Origin of the sequence: Amycolatopsis sp. 505, assembly GCF_031625235.1 — a bacterium.
Taxonomy (GTDB): domain Bacteria; phylum Actinomycetota; class Actinomycetes; order Mycobacteriales; family Pseudonocardiaceae; genus Amycolatopsis.
The window spans coordinates 139,678-157,133 of sequence record NZ_JACKQP010000012.1; the positions used below are offsets into that span (position 1 = coordinate 139,678).

Below are 17,456 nucleotides of genomic sequence, written 5' to 3' on the forward strand. Positions count from 1 at the left end.
CACCGGCACCCTCTGCACCGCCGCCCCAGTCCCGGCTTCGCCCCCACCCGACCCCCACCAGTGCCCGCCGCACCGGCGCCCGCCACACCGCCTTCACCCGCACCGTTCGCACCCGCACCGTTCGCACCCGCGGCCTCCGCGCCCGCTCCTTTTGCACCACAGCCCTCGGCCGCGTCGCCTCCGCGCCGCACCAGGTTCCCGGCAGCGCACCACCCGACCTGCCCGAACGAGCCGCCTTCAGCGCGAAACCGACCCAAAACCCCGGCTCACCACTAGCCTCCCAACCATGACGGCATCGGTCACCTCGCCCGACGGGACGGTCATCGGCTTCGAAACCCTCGGCGACGGCCCGCCGATGGTTCTCGTCCACGGCACCGGCGCTGACCACACCCGCTGGGCCGCCGTCCGGGATCGGCTTGCCGAGCGATACCGCCTCCACCTCGTCGACCGGCGCGGCCGCGGCCTCAGCCGGGCCGAGGCCGCCGACTACGACATCCGGCGCGAAGGCGAAGACATCGCCGCCGTGGCCGAAGCCGCCGGGGGCGATGTCTACCTCCTTGCGCACTCCTACGGTGCCCTCTGCGCCCTGGAAGCCGTGCTCACCACCGAAGCCGTCAGCCGCCTGGTCGCCTACGAACCGCCTCGGCCGGAGCCCGGCGGGTCGGTAGTCCCGCCCGAGGCGCGCGCCCGGATGCGAGAAGCCGACAACCCCGAACAGATCCTCGAAATCTTCCTTCAGGAGGCGCTCCGGGTGGACGTCGAGGCCATGCGCCGCACCCCCGTCTGGCGCTCGCGGGTGGCCGCCGCGCACACGATCCCCCGGGAACTGGACGTCGTCGAAAACCTGGTCTTCGACGCGCGGCTCGGCGAGATCGCCATCCCCGTCCGGCTGTTCGCCGGCACCGAAAGCCCCGGCTACCTTCGGCTGGCCGCCCACGCCGTTGCCGAACTGATCCCCACCGCCGACGTCGTTGCCATGCACGGCCAAGCCCACCAGGCCATGGACTTCGACCCCGGCCAGTTCACCGAGGCGGTGTTCGCGTTCGGTCCGGCGTGAGACCGCGGCGGTGCGCCCACGCCGCCACCTCCGTCCGGTTCGCCAGGCCCAGCTTCGCCAGCACACTGCGGACGTGGCTCTCCACCGTCCGCTCCGACACCACGAGCCGCTGGGCGATCTGGCGGTTGCTCAACGCTCCGGCCACCAGCGTCACGATCTCGCGCTCCCGGCCGGTCAGCGGGTCGGCCTCGGCGCGGACCCGGTCGAGGAGCGCCGCCGCGTCCCGGACCCAGCCGGGCATGCCGAGCCGGCGGGCCTCGTCGGCCGCCTGGCGGGCCAGGGGCTCCGCGCGGGACAGGTCTCCGAGCGCCGCCAGCTCGGCCGCCAAGCGGACGCGGTTGTGCACGACGTACGGCCGCGCGCCGAGCCGGGTGTCCCAGGCGATCGCCTCCTCGAACAACGGCACCGCCTCCGCGTGCTGCCCGAGGATCGCCGCCAAGCGGCCGGCCCAGCTGCTGGAGCAGTCGCTGCAGAACGTGCCCGCCCCGCCCGAACCGACCGGGGACGCGCCGGCCACCTGCTTGGCCAGCCACTCCGCCGTTTCGACGTCCTCGAACGCCTCCAGCAGCGGCAGCAGGTTCGGCCCGATGCCCGGTGCCTGCCCGATGAAATCGGGGTCGCGCAGGCGGGGACGCAGGGCGTCGTACGCCGCGCGCGCCTCGTCGCGGCGGCCGGTGACCAGCGCGCACAGCGGCCGGGAGATGACCGTGATCGGCAACGGCGGGGCGATCGCCAGCAGCTCGTCGTAGCCGTCCGGGAGCTCCGCCGGGTCGCCGACCACCTCCGCCAGCTGCTGGGCGAACGCGAACGACATCCCGACCGCCGAGCGGTCCTCGGCCAGTTCCGCCTCGGCGAGCTCGCGCGCCAGCCGGTTCTGCATGCGGGCTTCGGCGAACGCGCCGCGGTAGGCCGCGACCGAGGCTCGAAGCCGCAGCTCGTGCCAGCGGACGAGCGGCAGCCGGGTCGTCGCCGCCAGCGCCGCGATCGCGGCCAGCTCGGTGTCGACGACCGGGATCGTGCCGACTTCGAACGCCGCGTCCAGCCGCCACTTGTGCCCCCACAGCGCCACCAGCGGCCGCGCGGGGCCGCCGAGGGACACCGCGAGCGCGCCCAGCCGCAGCCGCTCGGCCAGCGGGAGTTCGAACGGCCGGATCTTCATCCGGGCGCGGACGGCGTCCAGCACCGCTTCCTGGTCGCCGGACAGCTCGGCCAGCGCCAGCGCTTCGGCGGCGGTTCCGACGGCCTCGGTCGCCCGCCCGTAGTCGGCGGTGACCGCCGCCGACTGGGCCAGGAGCTTCGCGCGCACGGCCGGGTCGGCGGCCGGCCCGATCGCGGCCAGCGCGGACGCCGTCAGCTCGGCCATCCCGGGCAGCAGGTCGGGCGCCGAGGTGTCCCGGACGACGAGCGCCGCGGCGGCGGCGAGCGCCGGATCCGACGTCAGCTCGGCGGCCTCGCGCGCGTGGCCGAGGCTGCCCGCGAACCGGCCCGCGCGGTACTCCGCCGTCGCCAGCTCGACGAGCAGTTCCGCGAGCCCGTCACGGCTGCCCGCGCGGCGGCGGCAGTCGAGCGAGAGGGCCAGGAACCGGGCGGCTTCGGTGAACGCCAGCGAGCGGGTGGCGTCGCGGGCCGCCGCTTCGGCCCAGTCCGCGGCCCGGGCGAGCGCGTCCGGGGTCGCTGCGGCCCGGAACCAGTGCCCGGCCACCACGCCCGGCTCGGCCCGGTGCTCCAGCGCGGCCGCCGTCCGGGCGTGCAGCTGCTCGCGGACGCCCTGGTCGAGGTCGGCGTAGATCCCGTCGCGCACGACGGCGTGGGCGAACCGCCGCGAGCCGGCGACGGCGGGCCGCAGGACCCCGGCGCGCACCGCGCGGTCCAGCGCCGCGACGACGTCGTGGTCCGGCCGCCCGGCCACTTCGGCGACGACGTGCGCGTCGACCTCCTCGCCGAGCACCGAGGCGATCGCCAGCAGCTCCCGCGTCCCGGCGTCGAGCCCGGCGACCGTGGTGCGGACGAGGTGCCGCAGCTCGGCCTCACCGCCGCCGGTCGCCGCGGACCGGGCCACCGCCTTGAGGTAGAGCGGGTTCCCGCCCGAGCGCCGCAGCGCGTCGACGGCGTCGGCCCCGGCCCGGCCGACCTCGGCGAGGTACGCGCGGACGTCGGGCTCGGTCAGCGGCTCGAGGCGCAGGCTCTCCGTCCCCGGCCGGCCCAGCAGCTCCGGCAGGGCCTCGAACAGCGGGCCGGCCGCGTCGGTGTCCCGGTAGGTCGCGATCACGGCGAGCCGGGACCGGCGGATTTCCCCGGCCAGGTGCCGCAGCAGCCGCAGGGATGCCTCGTCGGCCCAGTGCACGTCTTCGAGGACGACGACGAGCCCGTCCGGCGCGGCCGCCGCGACCAGCGCGTCGGCGGCCAGCGCGACGAACCGGAACCGGGCCGCGACCAGGTCGGTGCCGGCGCGGTCGTCGAGGTCGGCCAGAGCTCGCGAGACCTCCGCGCCCGCCGCCGGCAGGGCCTGCAGCACCCGCCGCCACGGCCACAGCGGCGGGGCGCCCGGGTCGTCGACGCACCGGCCCCAGACCGCGGCCGGGCCGGTGACCGTCTCGGCGAGCCGGGTCTTGCCGATGCCGGCCGGGCCGCCCACGAGCACCAGCGCGCCGGTGCCGCCGTCCGCCGCCGCGAGCCACGCGCGCAGGTCGGCCACGGCACCGGCCCGCCCGACGAACGGTTCGCTGCGCGTCACCCGAGCAGTATCCCCTCCGTGCCCGGTTTGCGCGGTGGTCTCCGTACTGGCACTGATGTCCGGACGGCGCTCGCGGCCGAGAGTGACTCCCAACGCGGTGACCAGCGAAAAGGAGCACCTCATGCACGCCACCATCCACCAGTACCGGAGTCCGCTGGGGACGCACGACCTGGCCGAGGGCGCCCTCGGCGCCGCCACGCTCGCCCAGCTCGGCGGCCCGGCCGGCGCCGTCGTCACCTTCTGGCCCGACGCCGCGGCGGCGGGCGAGGCCGCGACCCGGCGGCCCGCCGGGACCACCTGGCTCGACACCGGCGTCTACCGGGTCACCGACGCGCACTGGGCGTCGGACGCGGCCTCCTACGCCCAGCTCACCTGGTTCGACGGGCCGCGGGGCGCCGAGCAGTCGGCCGCGGAGCTGCGCGCGGGCCGCGAGCGCATCTGGCCCGCCGTGCGGGATCTCGAGGGCGTCGGCGCGAGCTACACCCTCATCGCCGAAGACCGGTCCCTGGTCGTCGTCGGGTTCGGCGCGTCCGTGGCGACGATCGAAGCCGTCCAGGAGGCGATCATGGCCACCGAGCTGCTGGCCGGCGAGGACCCGGCGCTGCTGCCCGGCCCGGACCGGGTCGACCTGCACCGCGTGCGGCACGCGGCCCTGCCGGCCCCGGCGGGTGCGCGATGAGCCCGCACACCGCCCCCGCGCTGCGCGCCGGAACCTGGACCGTCCGCAGTGGACGGACGACAGCGGGCTTCGAGGTCCGCAACTTCGGCTTCAACCGCGTGCACGGCACGATCCCGGTCCGCACGGGCCGCGTCGAGGTGCGCGACGGCGCCGTGACCGCGGTGCACGCCGAGCTGGACCTGGGCGCGCTGGACACGCGGAACGAGCGTCGTGACCTCGACCTGCGCAAGCCGAACCTTCTCGACAGCGCCGCTCAGCCGGACATGACGTTCGCGGCCACCGGCGTCCGCAGGCAGGACCACGGCTGGGAAGTGACCGGCGAGCTGCGGCTGCGCGGGACGTCGTGCCCGCTGACGCTGACCGTCGAGCCGGTCACCGCCACCCGCGTCCGCGCCACCGGGACGCTGGACCGGGCCCCGCTCGGCCTGCGGGTCCCGCGCGCGGTGATCGGCCGGTACGTCCGGATCGACGTCGAGGCGGAGCTGGAACCGCCTAGCTGAAGTCCTTCGGGAGCAGGGTGGTCGCCGCGTCCGGCGCGGCGACCGCCTTGGGCCGCCGGTCGCGGAAGATCCAGCCGCCGACGATGCCGCCCAGGAACCCGAACAGGTGACCCTGCCAGCTGACCCCCTCGTCGGTGGGCAGCAGGGAGACGAACGTGTAGGCGAAGCACAACGCCATCACGAGCCCGATCACGATGTCGATCGGGTGCCGGTCGAACAGCCCGCGCACGATGATGTAGCCGAAGTAGCCGAACAGCAGGCCGCTGGCGCCGACCGTGACCGTGTGCGACGGCGTGATGAACCAGACGCCGAGCCCGCTGGCGACGATGATCAGCACGCTCACGCCGAGCCACTTCTTCACCCCGCGGTAGGCGGCGAGGAACCCGAACACGAACAGCGGCCCCGAGTTGGCCTCGATGTGCATCCAGCTGGCGTGCATGAACGGCGAGGTCAGGATGTCCGGCAGCGACCCCGGGTCCCGCGGCTCGATGCCGAACTCGCGGCTCAGGTCGTAGCCGTCGACGGCGTTGACGATCTGCACGAGCCACATGACCGCCAGCAGGGCGACCATCGCCCACAGGGCCTTCTTGGCCTCGGCGATCATCAGTTCGGCGTCGCTGCGGGCCGGTTCCTCGCTCATTTCGTTTCCCCCCTGCTCGGTTCGCGCGCCCGAGAATAGCCGCCGCGGGGCCCGGCCGGCGGCGTTCCGGACCCAGCCGTGACCTGGCAGGGTGGTGACCATGACGTCACACCGGCCGGAGATGGCCTTCCGCGGCCGTCGCATGCCCGGCGACCGAGCGTTGGTCATGGCCATCGTCAACCGGACCCCCGACTCGTTCTACGACAAGGGAGCCACCTTCGCCGACACGGCGGCCATCGAAGCGGTGGACCGAGCGGTGGCGGCGGGCGCCGACATCGTGGACATCGGCGGCGTGAAGGCGGGCGAGGGCCCGGAGGTCGACGTCGACGAGGAGAGCAGGAGGGTGGTCCCGTTCGTCGCGGAGGTCCGCCGCCGCCACCCGGAGCTGGTGATCAGCGTCGACACGTGGCGCCACGAGGTGGGCCGCCAGGTCTGCGAAGCGGGCGCGCACCTGCTCAACGACACGTGGGCGGGCGCCGACCCCAAGCTGGTCGAGGTGGCCGCGGAGTTCGGAGCGGGCTACGTGTGTTCGCACGTCGGGGGGATGCCGGTCCGCACGGACCCGTACCCGAAACCCACCGCAGAGCGCCCGTTCTGGCCGAGTTACGAGGACGTCGTCGCGGACGTGATCGCCGAACTGACGACGGCGGCCTCCCGGACGGTGGCGGCCGGGGTGCCGCGCGAAGGGGTGCTGGTGGACCCGACGTTCGACTTCGGCAAGAGCACCCGCCACGGCTTGGAGCTGCTCCGGAACTTCGACCGCCTGGTGGAGACGGGCTGGCCGGTGTTGGTGGCCCTGTCGAACAAGGACCTGATCGGCGAGACGCTGGACGTACAAGCCCACGACCGCTTGGCCGGAACCCTGGCGGCAACGGCAATAGCGGCAAAGGCAGGGGCGGCAGTGTTCCGCGCACACAATGTAAGAGAGACGCGCGAGGCAGTGGAGGCGGTAGCGGCATTCGCGTGATTCAAAGGAGGGAGCTGGGTGGTCATCCCGTCGCCTGAGGCCGTGAAATCGCTTTGAGCCGGGCCCGCAACCCACCGCGCAGAGCGGGCCGACGACGCAAGCTTGCGGGCCCGGCTCAAAGTGATAGGCCTCGTTCAGGCGACGGGATGGCCACCCTGCGGCCCACCTCCCCAGAGCGGGCTGACAGCGGTAGTTGTGGTCATCCCGGAGCCTGCCTGTCCGGCGAGGACGCTTTTGTCTTTCTGCCGCGGCAGAAATCTTTGCCGCGGCAGAGGCGGGTCCGACCTCCCCCGCCCCTCCGGTGGGATTCTCAGTCGTCGCCCGGGTGTGTCAAGGCGGGAAAGCGTGCCTTGACACACCCGGTCGCCGACTGAAGGGATGGCTGGGATGAGGGGCGGGGGAGGTCTGGTGACGTCGCTGGTCGGGTTGCGCTCCCGGCCGCCGGTCCGCAGGTGGCGATGCCGTGGTCGCCTTGCGCCTCCGGCCGCCGGTCCGCAGCGCCCTCAGCCCGGCTTGCGCCTCCGGCCGCCGGTCCGCAGCGCCCCCGCCCGCCTTGCGCTCCCGGCCGCCGGTTCACAGCGGCCCCAACCCAGCTCGCACCCCAGCCCGCCGGACCGCAGCGCTCCAGCCCGCCTTGCGCTCCCGGCCGCCGGTCCACAGCGCCCCAACCCGGCCCGCCCCCCAGCCCGCCCGTCCGCAGCACCCCTCCCAGCCCGCCCCGCGCCCCCCGGGCCGCCGGCTCGGGTCTTGCCTGTGGACAACACCCGCGCCGGCGCCCGAATCTGTCGGTGCCCTCCGCTAGCGTGGAAATCGGGGGCTGCTCAGGCACCCCTACCGGCTGAGCCGCCAGAGGGAGGTCACCTCCGCGGCTCGCGCCCGGTGCAGCGGGTCGGCCAAATCGAGCGCTCGCGGGTGCCGGGGGACCGCCTCCGTCCGGTCCACCACTCGCAGCCCCGCCGCCGTGATCCAGGCCAGCAACTCCTGCCGCGTGCGCAGCCCCAGGTGCTCCGCCAAATCCGACAACACCAGCCATGCCTCGCCGTCCGGGGTCAGGTGGCGGCGTGCTCGGTCGAGGAAGCCGCGCAGCATTCGGCTGCCCGGGTCGTACACCGCGTGGTCCAGGTCCGTGCGGGGCCGGCCCGGGAGCCAGGGTGGGTTGGCCACCACGAGCGGGGCCCGGCCCGGTGGGAACAGGTCCGCCTTCACCACCTCGGTGCGGTCGCCGAACCCCAGCCGGTCCAGGTTCGATGTCGCGCACGCGACGGCCCGGGGCGAAGTGTCCGTTGCGATCACTCGGTCCACGCCGCGGTGGGCCAGCACGGCCGCGAGCACGCCTGTTCCGGTGCCGATGTCGAACGCCAGGTCCGTGCCCGGCAACGGCGCTTCCGCCACCAGGTCGACGTACTCCTGCCGGATCGGCGCGAACACGCCGTAGTGCGGATGGATCCGCGCGCCCAGGGCCGCGACGAAAACGCCGGTGGCGCGCCACTCCGCCGCCCCGAGGACGCCGAGGAGCTCCCGCAACGGCACCGCGGCCGCGACCTCCGACGGGCCGTAGACCGCGGTGCACGCGGCCCGGACGTCCGGTGCCCGGCGCAGCGGGATCACGTGGCCGGGATCTAGGGGGAGGTACAGCAGCGACAGCAGCCGCGCCCGGCGGGCACGGTCCGCGCGGTACCGGGCGTAGTCGTCCGGCGGAGGCGGTGGGATCCGGCGGTTCACGGCCGCGAGCAGGCGCCTCGCGGCCGGGTAGTCGCCATGCCAAAGCAGGGCGGTGCCCTCGGACATCGTGCGGAGGGCGGCGTCGGCGGACAGGCCGTCGCCGGCCGCGATCGCGACCCGCGAAGGCGGGGAAAAGAGCCGGCGATCGGGTTCGCCGGGCAGGACGAGGTGAGCCACGAGAAGGGTTTTCCGTTCTTGCTGCGGGCACGGCGAAGCACCCGCGAGAGGTGCGGGGTGTGCGGACGACCGGAGCGGGAACTAGCTCAGGACAGCAGCATGAACGGGATTCGTCACCCCCCGACCCTAGCTGCGGGCCCCGCACCATGCGTACAAAGGACGGAAGAGGTGATGCCGGATGGTGTTGCGGCACGGGAAGCGGCGCCGGTGGGCGGTCGTCGCCGCCGTGGCTGCCGTGCTCGTCTCCGCGCCTTCGGTCGTTGCCGCTCTTGCTCCGGCCGGTGCGGCCGCCGATCCCGAGCAGCTGCGGGCCCTCGTGCTCGATTCCGCCGGAAAGCCGTACCAGGGCTACGCCGAAAGCGCCGGTTCGCTCGCCCTTCCGGAGCTGCCGAACCTCGCCGCCGTCACCGCGCTCTTCTCGATGCGGACGCCGATGCGGGCCTGGTACGCCGGGCCCGACCGCTACCGCGTCGACATCCTCGGGACCGCCGGTGAGCACGACGTCTACCGGTTGCCCGATGGCGAATACACCTGGGACTACGGCGACAACACGCTGACCGAGCTGATCGGCGAGCCCGACCTGCGGCTGCCGCGGGCCGGGGACCTGCTGCCGCCCGAGCTCGCGCGGCGGATCCTTCGCTCGGCGAAGGGCGATCCGGTGAGCGCGCTGCCCGGGCGGAACGTCGCCGGCGTGGCCGCGTCCGGCCTGCGGCTCGTGCCCGCCGATCCCGATACCACCATCGGCCGCGTCGACGTCTGGGCGGACCCGGCCACCGGGGTGGCGGTGCGGGTCGAAGTGACCGCGCGCGGGCAGGAGGCGCCGATCCTGGTGACCGAGTTCCAGCAGCTCGAACAGACGACCCCGGTCGTCGAGGCGCCGCGGCCCGCGCTCGGGTCCGGCTTCACCGTGGTGAGCGCTCCGGACGTCGCCGACACGCTCGGCGCGTTCAGCCAGGTCACGCTGCCGACCTCGCTGGCCGGCCGTCCGCTGCTGTCGTCGAACTTCGGGGGTGTGCAGGGCGCCGCCCTCTACGGGCGCGGGCTCGCCGCCTTCGCCGTGATCGCGGTGCCGCGGACCGTGGCCAACGCGGCGGGCGACGCCGCCGGGAAGGCCGGTGCGGTGCAGGTGAAGCTCGCCGCCGGGAGCGTCGTGCAGCTGTCGATCACGCCGCTGTCGCTGGGCATCGTGCGCTCGTCGGTCTCCCGCCGCTCCTACCTGCTGGCCGGGACGGTGACACCCGGCGTCCTGAAGTCCGTCGCCGACGAGCTGTCCCGGCTGCGCCGGAGCGGCCCGTGATCGTCACGCACGCGCTGACCAAGCGCTACGGCCGCACGGTGGCCGTCGACGCGGTCGACCTCGAAGTCCGCGAAGGCGACCGCTACGGCTTCCTGGGCCCCAACGGCTCGGGCAAGACCACCACCGTCCGGATGCTGCTCGGCCTGGTCTACGCGACCGCCGGCGAGATCGAGGTGCTCGGCAAACCGGTGCCGAAGCGGGTCGCCGAGGTGCTGCCGGACGTCGGCGCGCTCGTCGAGGGCCCGGCCGCGTACCCGCACCTGTCCGGGCGCCGGAACCTCGCGCTGCTCGACGCCGCCGGACGCGGGGGCGGGCGGCGCACCCGGCGGCGTCGCATCGACGACGCCCTCGAACAGGTCGGGCTGGGCGGGGTCGACCAGCGGCCGGTGAAGGCGTACTCGCTCGGCATGCGGCAACGGCTCGGGCTCGCCGGCGCGCTGCTGCGCAAACCGCGGCTGCTGATCCTCGACGAGCCGACCAACGGGCTCGACCCGCAGGGCATCAAGGAGATCCGCGAGCTGCTGGTCGAGCTGAACGCGGGTGGCACCACGGTGTTCCTCTCCAGCCACCTGCTGGCCGAGGTGGAGCAGCTGTGCACGCGCGTCGGCGTCGTCGACCGCGGCCGGCTCGTGCTGGAGGACGACCTCGCGACGCTGCGCGCGGCCACCGGCCGGATCCTGGTCGGCACCCCCGACCCGGCCGAGGCCGCCGCGGTCCTCGACGGGCAGCTCGAAGCCCGCGACGGCGACCGGCTGGTCATCCGGCACGGCGATCCGGCGGCGCTGAACGCGATGCTCGTCGAGGCGGGGGTGCGCGTGACGTCGATCCACGCCGAACAGCGGACCCTCGAACAGGTCGTCCTCGACGTGACGGGGCCGGGCTCGGACCGGTTCGGAGCGGCCGGATGATCGGCGTCGAACTGCGGAAGCTCGCGCTGCGGCCGCGGGTCTGGTTCAGCGTGCTGCTGCTGTGCCTGCTGCCCGCGATCGTCGGCGTCTTCCTGGCCACGGCGGACTTCGCGCCGCCGCCGGGGCAGGGCGGGGCGTTCCTTTCGGCGGTGGTCAACGACGGCGCGTTGTACCCGGCCGCCGCGCTCGCGCTGGTGCTGCCGCTGTTCCTGCCGATCGCGGTCGCCGTCACGGCGGGCGACGCGATCGCCGGCGAGGCGGCCACCGGCACCCTGCGCTACCTGCTGGTGCGCCCGGTCGGCCGGACCCGGTTGTTGGGCGCCAAGATGGTCGCGCTCGCGGTGTACGTGACCGCGGCGATCGTCATCGTCGTGCTGACGTCGCTGGTGCTCGGGGTGATCCTGTTCGGCACCGGCGGCACCCCCGGCGTCGCCGGACCGGGCGGCCAGCCCACCGGCGTGACGTCGCTGTCGGGGCAGTCGCTCAGCTCGTCCGCGCTGGGGCTGCGGCTGCTGGGCGCGGTGTCCTACATCGTCGTGTCGATGCTCGGGTTCGCGGCGATCACGGTGTTCCTCTCGACGGTGTCCGACTCGGCGCTGGGGGCCGCGCTGGGCGGGCTGGCCGTGCTCATCACGAGCTCGGTGCTGGAGACCCTGGACGCGGCGGCGGCCGTGAAGCCCTACCTGCCGACGCACTACTGGCTGTCCTGGATCGACTTCTTCCGCGATCCGGTGCTGTGGCGCAACATCGACCACGGGCTCCTGCTGCAGGCCGGCTACATCGTGGTGTTCTTCGGGGCCGCGTGGGCGAACTTCGCGACGAAGGACGTCACGAGCTGAGGCACTCGGTGGGCGCTTCGAGCGGGGTGGTGCCGAGGGCCTGCAGCACGATCTCGGTGACGGCGGCGTCGGTCGGCAGGTCGCCGTGGCCGGCCGGGTTGCCGGGGCAGACCTGCTGGAGCGAGACGTTGACGGCGCCGTCGAGCCGGGCCGAGTCCGGCGGGGTCACCGTCTCGTCGTGGTCGGTCCAGAGCGACAGCCACGGCAGGCCCGGCGGGAGCGGCTGCTTGGCCAGCTCCTGCAGGAGGCTGCTGCCCGGCGCCAGCTGGACGCACGCGGTGGGACAGCCGCCCGGGACCAGCGCGCCGCCCGCCGTGGCGAGGCCGGTGCCGTGCATCGGCGCGCCGAGCGTCACGACCCGGCGGGCCTGGTGGTCGCCGTTCTCCCGGCCGACCCACAGCCGGGCCACGACCCCGCCGGCGGAGTAGCCGACGACGTCGACCGAAGGCGCGCCTTGTTCGTAGGCCTTCTCGACGGCTTCGGCGAGGACGGCGGCCTGCTCGACGAGGTCGCCGGTGCCGTCGCCGGCCAGGGTGAGCACCTCGGCGGGCCGGCCGGTGGCCTGCCGGATCCGCTCGGCGAGGGTCTCCAGGGCGCCCCGGCCGCCGCCGTAGCCGGGGACGAGGAGAACCGGGCCGGGCTTGTTCTGGTCCGGCGTCCCGGCTTCGGGCGCGGCTTTGGCACCGGAGGTCGCGAGGACGGTGGCGACGACCACGACCACCACCGCGACGGCGACGCTGGTCAGCATCAGCCGCCGCCGTGGGCTGAGCCCGCTCCACCACGCCGTGATCCGCACCCTTCCATGATGACCCGGCGGCCGCGGAACCGCCGTGACGGAAGCGGAACTCGCGTGATCGGGGCCGTTACCGCGCGTGCTTGGCGTTGAAGCGGGCCTTCTTCTGGCGGTTCCCGCACGTGTTCATGTCACACCAGCGGCGGGTGCGGCTCTGGCTGGTGTCGAAGAAGGCGGCCCGGCACGTCGGGGAGGCGCACAAGGCCAGCTTTCCGTCCCGCTCGCCGGAGACGATCGCGATCGCGTCGGCGGCGATCACGCTCAGGGCGTCTTCCACGCGGGACGGCGAGCCGAGCCGCCACTGCCGCGTGCCGTCGGGGGTCAGGACCGCCGCGGCGCGGCCCTCGATGCTGCAGTCGTTGAGGACCTGGACCGCGGCCGCCGGGAGTGTCTCCTGCAGTGCGGCCGCGGTTGCGGCGGCGTGGATCGACTCCCGCAGTTCGCGGGCGCGCTCGAGCTGGGCGGCCGTGCAGGAGTCCACGGCGAGGCCCCACACCGCCAGCCAATCGAGGAGCCGCTGCGGCGTGGGAATGCGCTCGACGGCGTCGCCGCACCGCTCCGTCAACGTCGCCGTGAAGCTCGTCGCCAGCACGGTACCGAGGCGGAATTCGGGGAACGCGGCACGCATGGAACCAGCTTAGCCGGTTGCTGGTCGGCCCGGCATCGTGTTAGAACCGTCTTAGCCGGTTCACGACGCCAAGGAGGTCCCATGCCCCTGCTCACCAGCGACGTCCACGCCTTCGAAGCCCACGCCACCGAAGCCGACCTCGACGACCTGCGCGCCCGGCTGGCCGCGGCCCGGCTGCCCGAGCCCGCAACCGGCCCGGGCCAGGGCGTTCCGCTCGCCGACCTCGTCGACGTCGTCGAGTACTGGCGCACCGGGTACGACTGGCGGGCGTTCGAAGCGCGCCTCGACCGGATCGGCCAGTTCCGCACGACCATCGACGGCCTCGGCATCCACTTCCTCCACCGCCGGTCCCCGCGGGCGGACGCCACGCCGCTGCTCATGACGCACGGCTGGCCGGGCAGCGTCGCCGAGTTCGTCGACGTCGTCGACGAGCTGGCGGACCCGGACGACGCCCGCGCACCCGCGTTCCACGTCGTCGCTCCTTCGCTGCCCGGCTTCGGGTACAGCGACAAGCCGGCCACCACGGGCTGGGGCACCGAAAAGATCGCGGCCGCCTGGGTGGAGCTCATGGGCCGGCTCGGCTACCGCCGGTTCGCCGCCCACGGCGGCGACTGGGGCGGCAACATCACCACCGTGCTCGGCGGCCGGTTCCCGGACCACGTGCTGGGCATCCACTCGACGTTCGCCGAAGGACTCCCCGGGGCGGCCACCGACGGCCTGACGGCGGCCGAGCGCCGGTGGGCCGAGGAGACCCGCCACTTCTGGCGCCACCGCGCGGCCTACGCGAAGCAGCAGGCGACCCGGCCGCAGACGATCGGCTACGCGCTCGTCGACTCCCCGGTCGGGCTGCTCGCCTGGATCCTCGACAAGTTCGCCGAGTGGTCCGACACCGAGGACAGCCCGTTCGAAACGATCTCCCGCGACCGCATCCTCGACGACGTCACCCTGTATTGGCTGACCCGCAGCGGCGCCTCCGCGGCCCGGATCTACCACGAGAGCCACAACTCGCTGGATCCCGAGCTCCGGGTCGACGTCCCGGCGGCGATCACCATGTACCCCCGCGACATCGAGCGGTGCCCGCGACCGTGGGCGCAGGAGCGGTACCGGCAGATCGTCCGGTGGCGGGAGCCCGGAGCCGGGGGACACTTCCCGTCGCTGGAGGTGCCCGGGTACTTCGTCGAGGACCTGCGGGAAGGGCTCGCGGCCGTGCTGGCCGCTCAGCCGGCGCCGTAGCAGACGTAGCTGAAGGCGGCCGGGGTCAGGCCGGAGGCCAGGTGGCGGTGGTGGCGGACCATCAGCGCGCGGCCGGCGTCGTCGGGGATCGGGAGGACCGTCGCGACCAGGGCGCGATCGACGAGGAGAGCGGGGACGTCGAGGACTTGGCGGTCGCGAACGCCATCGACGCGCTGAACGCCGAGGGCATCACCCTGATCAACTTGTCCTTCTCGGGCGCGACCTGGGAGGACAAGCCGCCGAAGGCGATCGAGGACGCCTTGCGGCGCTTGCCGCAGCACGCGGTCGTGGTGGCTTCGGCCGGCAACCGCGGCACCCGGCAGCGGGTCCACCCGGCGGGCACCAGGTTGTCGGCCACCGTGGGCGGCCGGCCCGACGACAGCCACGTCAAGGTGGTCGCGGTCGGCTCCGTCGACACTTCGCACGACCCGGCCGAGCCGCCCGTCGCGGACTTCAGCAACTTCGGGCCGTGGATCTCCGCCTACGCCAACGGGGTGCCCGGCGCAGTGGCAGGACGGGGAGCCGGACTTCAACGGCTACTCGGTGTGGAGCGGCACTTCGTTCTCGGCCGCCATCGTGACCGGGCAGATCGCGGCGAAGAGCACGCGACCGGGGCTCACGCGCGCGACGCGGCCGAACGCCTGCTGGACGACGCCGGGAAGATCTGTGTCCGGGACGTCAACGGCAAGCTCGAGCGGCCCTTCGTGCGGGGCGTGCCCGAACCCGGCGAGTGACCTAGAGGCTGGCCCAGCCGGTGGTGACCGTCGTGCCGTCCGCGGCGGTCACCGTCACCCGGGTCGCTCCGCGGGGCAGGCCCGTGGCCGTGAACCAGCCCTCCTCGCCGATCGGGCTCGTGCGCCGCTCTCCCGCCACCTCGATCAGCGCCTCTCCCGTCGCGCCCGTGATCAGGCCGCGCAGCGCCACCCGGCCGCCCGTGTACTCCACCTGCAGCTCCACCGACACCCGCGGCGACGAAAACGACAGCAGCCGGACGTCGTCGCCCGCGGCGCGGACCGCGCCCGCTTCCGCGAGGTCCGAGTCGAACGCGAGGTCCGCCAGCTCGGCGTCGAGGTCGCGGGTGGTCAGCGCCGCGCGGGCCTGGCGCAGCACGAGGTCCGGCACCGGGTCCGCCTGGGCCGCGGCCGCGCGCAGGACGTCCATGAGGTCGTCGTCGGTGGTCATGTCCGGTCCTCCGTCCCGAGCCCGGCCTGGCCGGCCCGCTCGCGCAGCCGCCCGAGGCAGCGTTGCCGGGTCGGGCCGATGCTGCCGACCGGGATGTCGAGGGCGTCCGCCACCTCCGCGTACGACGGCGGGGGCGTGGCCATGAGCACGCGCAGCAGCCGGCGGCACTGGTCCGACAGCTTGTCCAGCGCGCGCCAGAGCGCCGCGTCGCGTTCGCCGAGCAGCAGGGCCGCGTCGACGGCCGGGCCGGGGGCCGGCTCGCTCTGCCAGACCTGGTCGTCGGTCGCACGCTCGCGGTCGGTGCGGCGAAGCTGGCGCAGGCATTCGTGCCGGGTGGTGGTGGCCAGCCAGCCGGGCAGCCGCTCCGGTTCCTTGATCCGGCCGAGGTTTTCGACGAGCTTCAGCCAGACCGTCTGGACGGCGTCGGCGTCCGGGAGCCGGTGGGCGCGGGCGATCGACCAGAGCAGGCTGGCGTACCGGTCGACCAGGGCGTCCCACGCCGCCTGGTCGCCGCGCGCGGCCGCCTCGAGCAGGGTCGTGGTGTCCACTTCACCTCCGCTTGACCCACTCAGCCTAGCCAACAGCAGCCCTTCGGACCCGTACGCCATCGGGGGACTCCTTCGCGTCTTCCCCCCGCTCAGCCGATCCGGTGAGAGCGCCGGAAATACCTGAACCACCCCGGCCGTGGCCGCCGTGTGCCCGGTGGGAGTGGTGGAGATGGTGCGGAGTCTTGTGCTGGTTGCGCTGGTCGTGGAGCTGGTCGCCTGCGGCCCGCCGGTGGTGGAGGTGGACGGGCGGGCGTTGCCGGTGCCGGTGCGCACCGGCGCGCCCCCGGGCGAGCTGCTCGGGGACACGCCGGTGGCGCCGGTCGTCGTGAAGCTCTAGTTGAACGGATCCAGCGTCAGGTAGGCCGTCGCCGGGTTGCCGTCGTTGACCAGTGATTCGTGGTGGCCGACGTCGTCGAACGCGAAGGCGTACGCCTTGCCGTCGGCCATCTGCGCGTGGATCTTGCGCGCGTAGTGGTTGGTGACGGCGTCCTGGTAGAAGCCGGCCGAGCTGGTGTCCGGCTGGTTCGCGTTGGTCAGCAGCGTCGAGCGGTTGAAGCCCGCGCAGAGCGTGCGCGAGATCTGGCCGCGGACGTCGTTCGGCGCGTCGAGGTTCTTGTAGCAGCCGAAGACGCTGTCGGAATCCGGTTTCTGGAACGCGGTCACGAAGCCGCCGGAGGTGTTCGTGAAGTTCATCGTGTTGCCGGAGACCCGGCCGTAGTACTTCACGTTCGGCTGGTCGGCCACCGGGGTCACGGTCAGCGTCGACGAGCTGTACTTCGTCCAGACGCGGTTGATGTAGTCCTGCAGCACGTTCGCGGGCAGCGCGCCGGCTTCGATGCCGTGGCTCGGGGCCAGTGCCCGCAGGACCGTGCCGTCGGAGCGGGTGCGGATCAGGTTGGCCCAGCCGCCCGGCTGGCCGCGCAGCGCGGTGTAGAAACCGTTGTAGCCGCCCGGTTTCAGGTGTCCGGTGCTCCTGGTGGTGCCGCCGACGGGCTGCACGCCGACCGCGTACGGCGCGGAGAACATGTCCACCTGGGTGCTGTTGAGCCACAGGCCGCCGTCGTTGAGCGTGTACTCCGACCAGTTGAAGAGGATGTTGACGTTCGGGTCGGACGGGTTCTGGACCGCCGGCTGGACCAGGCCGCCGGTGGCGAGCTTGAAGACGAGCTTCTGCCCGTAGGAGAAGTAGATCCGGCCGGAGAACTTCGGGATCCGGATGGTGATCGACTGGCCGTTCGCGGGGCCGGGGATCGACGCGTCGGGCGCCGGGATCGGCGGCACCGCGCCGCCGGGCCAGGCGTGGAACGTGCCGTTCGCATCGGCCCAGCCCTGCTGCCCGGTGGCCAGGTTCGTGCCGAGGTCGTAGAGGTAGACGGGATCGCTGCGACCGGAATTGTTGGTGATCTTCAGGGGAATCGTGGCCGGCACCGCTTCGGCGGCGGGGGCGGTCGCGACGGCCGTCGCGAATGCCGCCACCAGCACCGCAAGCCGTTGTCGGACGGACGTTTTCGTGCGCACGGGCGCCTCCTCGTCGAGGCCGGTGATCGCAAGT

18 protein-coding genes are annotated in these 17,456 nt (G+C 73.8%); 10 read left to right on the plus strand and 8 right to left on the minus strand.

The window, feature by feature from the left end; translation table 11 throughout:
- Positions 1 to 286 precede the first annotated feature (286 nt).
- A complete protein-coding gene (locus H5965_RS37995; protein WP_310975876.1) occupies positions 287 to 1,057 on the plus strand; it encodes an alpha/beta hydrolase in 771 nt (256 codons plus the stop codon).
- Here H5965_RS37995 and H5965_RS38000 read toward each other — a convergent pair.
- The gene (locus H5965_RS38000) at positions 1,023 to 3,791 is read right to left on the minus strand and encodes an AAA family ATPase (RefSeq protein WP_310975877.1); all 2,769 of its coding nucleotides are present in this window, start codon (positions 3,789 to 3,791) and stop codon (positions 1,023 to 1,025) included. The genes H5965_RS37995 and H5965_RS38000 overlap by 35 nt on opposite strands.
- A gap of 121 nt (positions 3,792 to 3,912) precedes the next feature.
- Between H5965_RS38000 and H5965_RS38005 the strand changes: the two genes are divergently transcribed.
- Both H5965_RS38005 and H5965_RS38010 read left to right on the plus strand, forming a co-directional pair.
- On the plus strand, positions 3,913 to 4,470 hold the full coding sequence (locus H5965_RS38005) for a hypothetical protein (RefSeq protein ID WP_310975878.1): 558 nt from the start codon (positions 3,913 to 3,915) through the stop codon (positions 4,468 to 4,470).
- Positions 4,467 to 4,970 (plus strand): YceI family protein, encoded by a 504-nt coding sequence (locus tag H5965_RS38010; RefSeq protein WP_310975879.1) that lies wholly within the window; start codon positions 4,467 to 4,469, stop codon positions 4,968 to 4,970. The genes H5965_RS38005 and H5965_RS38010 overlap by 4 nt, the downstream gene beginning before the upstream one ends.
- Here the strand turns inward: H5965_RS38010 and H5965_RS38015 are convergent.
- A complete protein-coding gene (locus H5965_RS38015) occupies positions 4,963 to 5,610 on the minus strand; it encodes a rhomboid family intramembrane serine protease (RefSeq protein ID WP_310975880.1) in 648 nt (215 codons plus the stop codon). The genes H5965_RS38010 and H5965_RS38015 overlap by 8 nt on opposite strands.
- Before the next feature lie 100 nt (positions 5,611 to 5,710).
- Here H5965_RS38015 and folP point away from each other — a divergent pair, with 100 nt between their 5' ends.
- Complete coding sequence (folP, locus tag H5965_RS38020; RefSeq protein WP_310975881.1) at positions 5,711 to 6,577, plus strand: dihydropteroate synthase; 867 nt, start codon at positions 5,711 to 5,713, stop codon at positions 6,575 to 6,577.
- Between the two features lie 831 nt (positions 6,578 to 7,408).
- Here folP and H5965_RS38025 read toward each other — a convergent pair.
- The gene (locus H5965_RS38025; protein WP_310975882.1) at positions 7,409 to 8,476 is read right to left on the minus strand and encodes a class I SAM-dependent methyltransferase; all 1,068 of its coding nucleotides are present in this window, start codon (positions 8,474 to 8,476) and stop codon (positions 7,409 to 7,411) included.
- A 178-nt stretch (positions 8,477 to 8,654) separates the two neighbouring features.
- On the opposite strand from H5965_RS38025, the gene H5965_RS38030 reads away from it, so the two are divergent.
- The 3 genes from H5965_RS38030 to H5965_RS38040 are packed head-to-tail and all read left to right on the plus strand — an operon-like array spanning position 8,655 to position 11,520.
- Entirely contained in the window at positions 8,655 to 9,773 is a 1,119-nt protein-coding gene (locus H5965_RS38030) for a hypothetical protein (RefSeq protein ID WP_310975883.1), read from the plus strand.
- On the plus strand, positions 9,770 to 10,681 hold the full coding sequence (locus tag H5965_RS38035) for an ABC transporter ATP-binding protein (protein ID WP_310975884.1): 912 nt from the start codon (positions 9,770 to 9,772) through the stop codon (positions 10,679 to 10,681). The genes H5965_RS38030 and H5965_RS38035 overlap by 4 nt, the downstream gene beginning before the upstream one ends.
- Positions 10,678 to 11,520, plus strand: a complete 843-nt coding sequence (locus H5965_RS38040) for an ABC transporter permease (RefSeq protein ID WP_310975885.1) — start codon at positions 10,678 to 10,680, stop codon at positions 11,518 to 11,520. The genes H5965_RS38035 and H5965_RS38040 overlap by 4 nt, the downstream gene beginning before the upstream one ends.
- Here H5965_RS38040 and H5965_RS38045 read toward each other — a convergent pair.
- Both H5965_RS38045 and H5965_RS38050 read right to left on the minus strand, forming a co-directional pair.
- The gene (locus tag H5965_RS38045) at positions 11,510 to 12,316 is read right to left on the minus strand and encodes a lipase (protein ID WP_310975886.1); all 807 of its coding nucleotides are present in this window, start codon (positions 12,314 to 12,316) and stop codon (positions 11,510 to 11,512) included. The genes H5965_RS38040 and H5965_RS38045 overlap by 11 nt on opposite strands.
- Positions 12,317 to 12,383: 67 nt before the next feature.
- Positions 12,384 to 12,941, minus strand: a complete 558-nt coding sequence (locus H5965_RS38050) for a CGNR zinc finger domain-containing protein (protein ID WP_310975887.1) — start codon at positions 12,939 to 12,941, stop codon at positions 12,384 to 12,386.
- An 81-nt stretch (positions 12,942 to 13,022) separates the two neighbouring features.
- Here H5965_RS38050 and H5965_RS38055 point away from each other — a divergent pair, with 81 nt between their 5' ends.
- Positions 13,023 to 14,174 carry an alpha/beta fold hydrolase gene (locus H5965_RS38055; RefSeq protein WP_310975888.1) on the plus strand — a complete coding sequence of 384 codons (1,152 nt, stop codon included), beginning with the start codon at positions 13,023 to 13,025 and terminating at the stop codon, positions 14,172 to 14,174.
- Positions 14,175 to 14,224: 50 nt separating this feature from the next.
- Complete coding sequence (locus tag H5965_RS38060; protein ID WP_310975889.1) at positions 14,225 to 14,908, plus strand: S8/S53 family peptidase; 684 nt, start codon at positions 14,225 to 14,227, stop codon at positions 14,906 to 14,908.
- 1 nt (position 14,909) lies between these two features.
- On the opposite strand, the gene H5965_RS38065 is transcribed toward H5965_RS38060, so the two are convergent.
- Both H5965_RS38065 and H5965_RS38070 read right to left on the minus strand, forming a co-directional pair.
- Positions 14,910 to 15,356, minus strand: coding sequence for a hypothetical protein (locus H5965_RS38065; RefSeq protein ID WP_310975890.1), 447 nt, complete (start codon positions 15,354 to 15,356; stop codon positions 14,910 to 14,912).
- A complete protein-coding gene (locus H5965_RS38070) occupies positions 15,353 to 15,904 on the minus strand; it encodes a sigma-70 family RNA polymerase sigma factor (protein ID WP_310975891.1) in 552 nt (183 codons plus the stop codon). Before H5965_RS38070 ends, H5965_RS38065 begins: the two co-directional genes overlap by 4 nt.
- A 169-nt stretch (positions 15,905 to 16,073) precedes the next feature.
- On the opposite strand from H5965_RS38070, the gene H5965_RS38075 reads away from it, so the two are divergent.
- Positions 16,074 to 16,241: a hypothetical protein gene (locus tag H5965_RS38075; protein ID WP_310975892.1), complete on the plus strand. Its 168-nt coding sequence runs from the start codon at positions 16,074 to 16,076 to the stop codon at positions 16,239 to 16,241.
- On the opposite strand, the gene H5965_RS38080 is transcribed toward H5965_RS38075, so the two are convergent.
- Positions 16,238 to 17,422, minus strand: coding sequence for a glycoside hydrolase family 64 protein (locus H5965_RS38080; protein WP_310975893.1), 1,185 nt, complete (start codon positions 17,420 to 17,422; stop codon positions 16,238 to 16,240). The genes H5965_RS38075 and H5965_RS38080 overlap by 4 nt on opposite strands.
- Positions 17,423 to 17,456 lie beyond the last annotated feature (34 nt).